Genomic DNA, 3,777 nt, shown 5'->3' with positions numbered 1-3,777 from the left:
ATAAGCTACTGATATACTCCACCTTTTTTTATCTTTAATCCATCATAGCTAGCGATGCAACAAAGCCCACCGATTCATTCTACTGCAACGCAGAAAATTCGTACAATTGTGCATAATGTGGGGCTTCTGGCTACATTTTTCTATTGAACTCACCTTTTCTCTATGTGACAGATTTCGTATTAAATTTTAAATTTAATGCGCCTAGATATACAAGCATTCCTAGCAAAACCATAGGTATAGAAAGCAACTGCCCCATAGTTAAATCAAGCCACAAATAGCCAATTTGATAGTCTGGTTCGCGAAAAAACTCAACGAAAAAACGTGCTATTCCATACCACATAACTGCAATACCAGTTAACGCACCGTGATACAGTCTTATTCTAGTTAAGAAAAACAGTGAATTTGCAACTGCAAAAAGTAGCAGTCCTTCAAAAAGTGCCTCATAAAGCTGGCTTGGATGGCGCAGCAAATTATCACCACTCTCTGGAAATACCATACCCCACGGCACATTTGTTACCCTGCCAAATAACTCTCCGTTTATAAAATTGCCTATGCGACCTAAAAATAAACCTATGGGAACTCCGCAAGAAACTAGGTTCAGTGCATAAAATATAGGAATGTTATGTCTTTTACATGAAATTATTACTGCAAGCAAAACTCCTATAGCACCACCATGAAATGACATCCCTCCTTCCCAGGTCTTCAATATCTCGATAGGGTTGCTTATGTAAAGAACTGGATCATATATCAATACGTAGCCAAGTCTGCCTCCAAGGATAATACCTACAATAGTGCCTGTTAATAACGAATCGTAAAAATTCTTAGTAAATATTTTTTGGTCATCTAGCTTATGTAAATACCAATATGCAAACACTATACCTAAAACATATGCTAAAGAATACCAATATATAGAAACAGGACCGATGCTGAAAATTACTGGATTTAAAGACATATTTTGCTATAAATTATTCTTAGACAATCTACTTTTTTCACGATCCCACTCTCTCTGTTTTATGGTTGCTCTCTTATCGTAGAGTTTTTTTCCTTTTACAATGGCAATTTTAGTTTTTGCAAATCCTTTATCGTTAAAATAGACCGAAAGCGGCACAACAGTTATCCCAGCAGTCTTGATTTGACCAATTAGTTTATTTATCTCCTTTTTATGCAAGAGTAATTTACGTTCCCTTTTTGGTTTATGATTTTTTCGGTTCGCAGCTTTATATTCTGCAATATGCATATTGTGCAGCCATACTTCGCTATTCTTTTCAACAACGTAGGCGTCGGAAATATTTACTTTTCTTTCTCTTAGCGATTTAACTTCACTGCTTAATAAGACCATACCCGCTTCAAATTCTTCTAAGATGAAATATTCAAACCTTGCTTTCCTATTTTCTGCAATAACTTCCATATCTAAAGATATCTTTAAGCTTCAATATACTACAGAGTTTTTGACTTAATTCATAATAAAACAGTTATCCCAATAAATATAAGGTGCCAGGCTAGTCTGATAGCAACAGGATAACAAAAATCAAGTAAGTGCTTTTTCTGTCTCTCTAGGCACAAGTTCCTTTACTTCTTGCATTTCAGTTTTAGGCTTTGACATTATATATTGACCAGCACCAACTATGAGCGCAGATTCTGCAGCTAGTCCAATTATTGCTGGTACAGATAGGGCAGTAGCAAATGCAAGTGCAACACCAACTATCACTGCAGTTACAAAACACACAATAACACCTTTTACAATTGCATTTTTTCCAACCTGTTTTTCTTCCTTTTTCTCTGGAAGCTGCATTACATCTTTATTTTCAGTAAGATCCTCTGGCGTTTTTTTATTCTCATTTTTTAACGTTTGCTTTTTTTCCGCTTCCTCTAAAAGCTGAATTATACCTTGATATTTAGTAAGGTCTCTTGGCGTTTTTCCATCAACATCTTTTAATGAGGGGTCTGCTTCAGTGTGTAGCAGAACTTCCACCACTTTTATTTTGCCATTTTCAGCAGCAAGATGTAAAGGAGTACGTCTATCACCATTGTTTGCATTAACCTCTGCTCCTTTTGCAATGAGAATTTTTACTACATCTTCGCAGCCCTCTCTGGCAGCAAGATGTAAAGGAGTACACCCATCATCATCTTTTGCATTAACGTTTACTCCTTTATTTAATAGGTTTTTCACCTCCTCCTCATTATTATGTTTAACAGCTGAACGCAAAGCTTTGATGTTCTCTTGTGCCTTTAATAGAGCTTCTTTTACCGCTTTATGGCCTTTTTGAGAAGCAAATGCTAAAGGAGCCCATTTATAATGGTCTTTCGCATTAACATCTGCTCCTTTTTCAATTAGAGTTTCTACTATATCTTTGCGGCCATTTGCAGCAGCAAGATGTAAAGAAGTCCACCCATCACTATTTTTTGCATCAACGTTGATTCCTTCTGCTTTTGATAGAACTTGTACTATCTCTTTGTGGCCATTTGTAATAGCAAGATGTAAAGGAGCCCATCCTTCATCATTTTCTGCATTAACATTTGCTCCTTTTCCAATTAGAGTGTTTACTACATTTTTGTGGTTCTTTTCAACAGCAAAATGTAAAGAAGTCCATCCATCACCATTTTTTGCATCAACAATTGCTCCTTTTCCAGTTAGAATGGTTACTACATCTTCGTGGCCATAGTGAGCAGCAATATGTAAAGGAGTAATTTTATTATCATGTTCTGCATTAACATCTGCTCCGTTCTCAATCAGAGCTTTTGCTACATTTGCACAGTTCCAATAAGAAGCAAGATGTAACAATTTGACTTCCTTAGAATTTTGACCACGAGATATAGTAAATATGTAATTTATGCCAGATCCACTATCATTGTCAGGTTTACTCTTTTCCCACTCTTGACATAAATCTGGATCTTCTTCTTGTAACTTAGCTTTTATTTTCTCAACTATATTGTCCTTGCTAAAATCTGAAAGGTCATTTATTTTTTTTAATATTTCCATAAATTTATCATATTCCATAACTTCCTCACTTAAAATACATAACTTAGTTGTTATATCTTTTAACATAGAAGTCAAGAACCTAAATATTCGTTATTATCTTTCCTTAAAGAGTCATTTTAGTTATATTACAGACTATGAAAAACCTCAACTTTAGGAAGGAAATCAAGTTTTTTTCTCTGTCATTTATAATTTTATTTGTTCTATGGACTGTATTGTCTGGTTATTTTGAGCCGTTTTTTATTTTTTGTGGAGTGTTTTCCTGTATATTCACATCGTTTATCTTTAGAAGGTTGATAAACGCTGAAAGAGCTCTTAGCCAGATTTTAAATAGTACGAGTAGACTGTCGTTTTATAAGTTAGTAAGTTATATACCATGGTTAATGTACCAAATCATTTTATCAAGTGTTTATGTAACAAAAAAGGTGCTACAACTCAAATCTAAGCTTGAACCGATTATTATCCTAAGAAAATGCAAAGGGCATAATGACGAAAGCATTGCGTTATTTGCCAATTCAGTCACAATCACTCCCGGAACTTTAACTATCAATGTTGAAAGTAAGCAGAAAACATATTTCTCTACCATGTATTTGATAGATAAAGATCTTGAAAGCGGCATTTCTGAAATAGAAAATAAAATCTTAAAAATACTACGTTCAGTTAAGTAATTGCTTTAAATAAGTTAACAGCATCCTTATATTCCCTTACAAGACTTTCAAGCATTTCTTTTGGGACTCCGCCAACAATATTGCAATAAACCTGAAACTTGAGAAGACTATTTCCCGAAAGCTTCTACAAAA

General features: G+C 34.6%; 4 protein-coding genes. 1 reads left to right on the top strand and 3 read right to left on the bottom strand.

Annotation, left to right across the window (positions count from 1 at the left end; translation table 11 throughout):
- Positions 1–160 precede the first annotated feature (160 nt).
- The 3 genes from lgt to OZD61_RS02915 form a co-directional block, all read right to left on the bottom strand.
- Positions 161–952 (bottom strand): prolipoprotein diacylglyceryl transferase, encoded by a 792-nt coding sequence (gene lgt, locus OZD61_RS02925; protein WP_274979783.1) that lies wholly within the window; start codon positions 950–952, stop codon positions 161–163.
- Positions 953–958: 6 nt separating this feature from the next.
- The gene (smpB, locus tag OZD61_RS02920) at positions 959–1,408 is read right to left on the bottom strand and encodes an SsrA-binding protein SmpB (protein ID WP_007548863.1); all 450 of its coding nucleotides are present in this window, start codon (positions 1,406–1,408) and stop codon (positions 959–961) included.
- A 120-nt stretch (positions 1,409–1,528) separates the two neighbouring features.
- A complete protein-coding gene (locus OZD61_RS02915; RefSeq protein ID WP_274979782.1) occupies positions 1,529–3,046 on the bottom strand; it encodes an ankyrin repeat domain-containing protein in 1,518 nt (505 codons plus the stop codon).
- 68 nt (positions 3,047–3,114) lie between these two features.
- Here OZD61_RS02915 and OZD61_RS02910 point away from each other — a divergent pair, with 68 nt between their 5' ends.
- Complete coding sequence (locus OZD61_RS02910) at positions 3,115–3,645, top strand: Na+/H+ antiporter subunit E (protein ID WP_006280659.1); 531 nt, start codon at positions 3,115–3,117, stop codon at positions 3,643–3,645.
- The last annotated feature ends 132 nt before the right edge of the window (positions 3,646–3,777 follow it).

It is taken from the genome of Wolbachia endosymbiont of Drosophila bocki (assembly GCF_028982005.1).
Taxonomy (GTDB): Bacteria; Pseudomonadota; Alphaproteobacteria; order Rickettsiales; family Anaplasmataceae; genus Wolbachia; species Wolbachia pipientis.
Note: the sequence above shows the minus strand (reverse complement) of the source record. Positions and strands in the feature narration are given on the sequence as shown.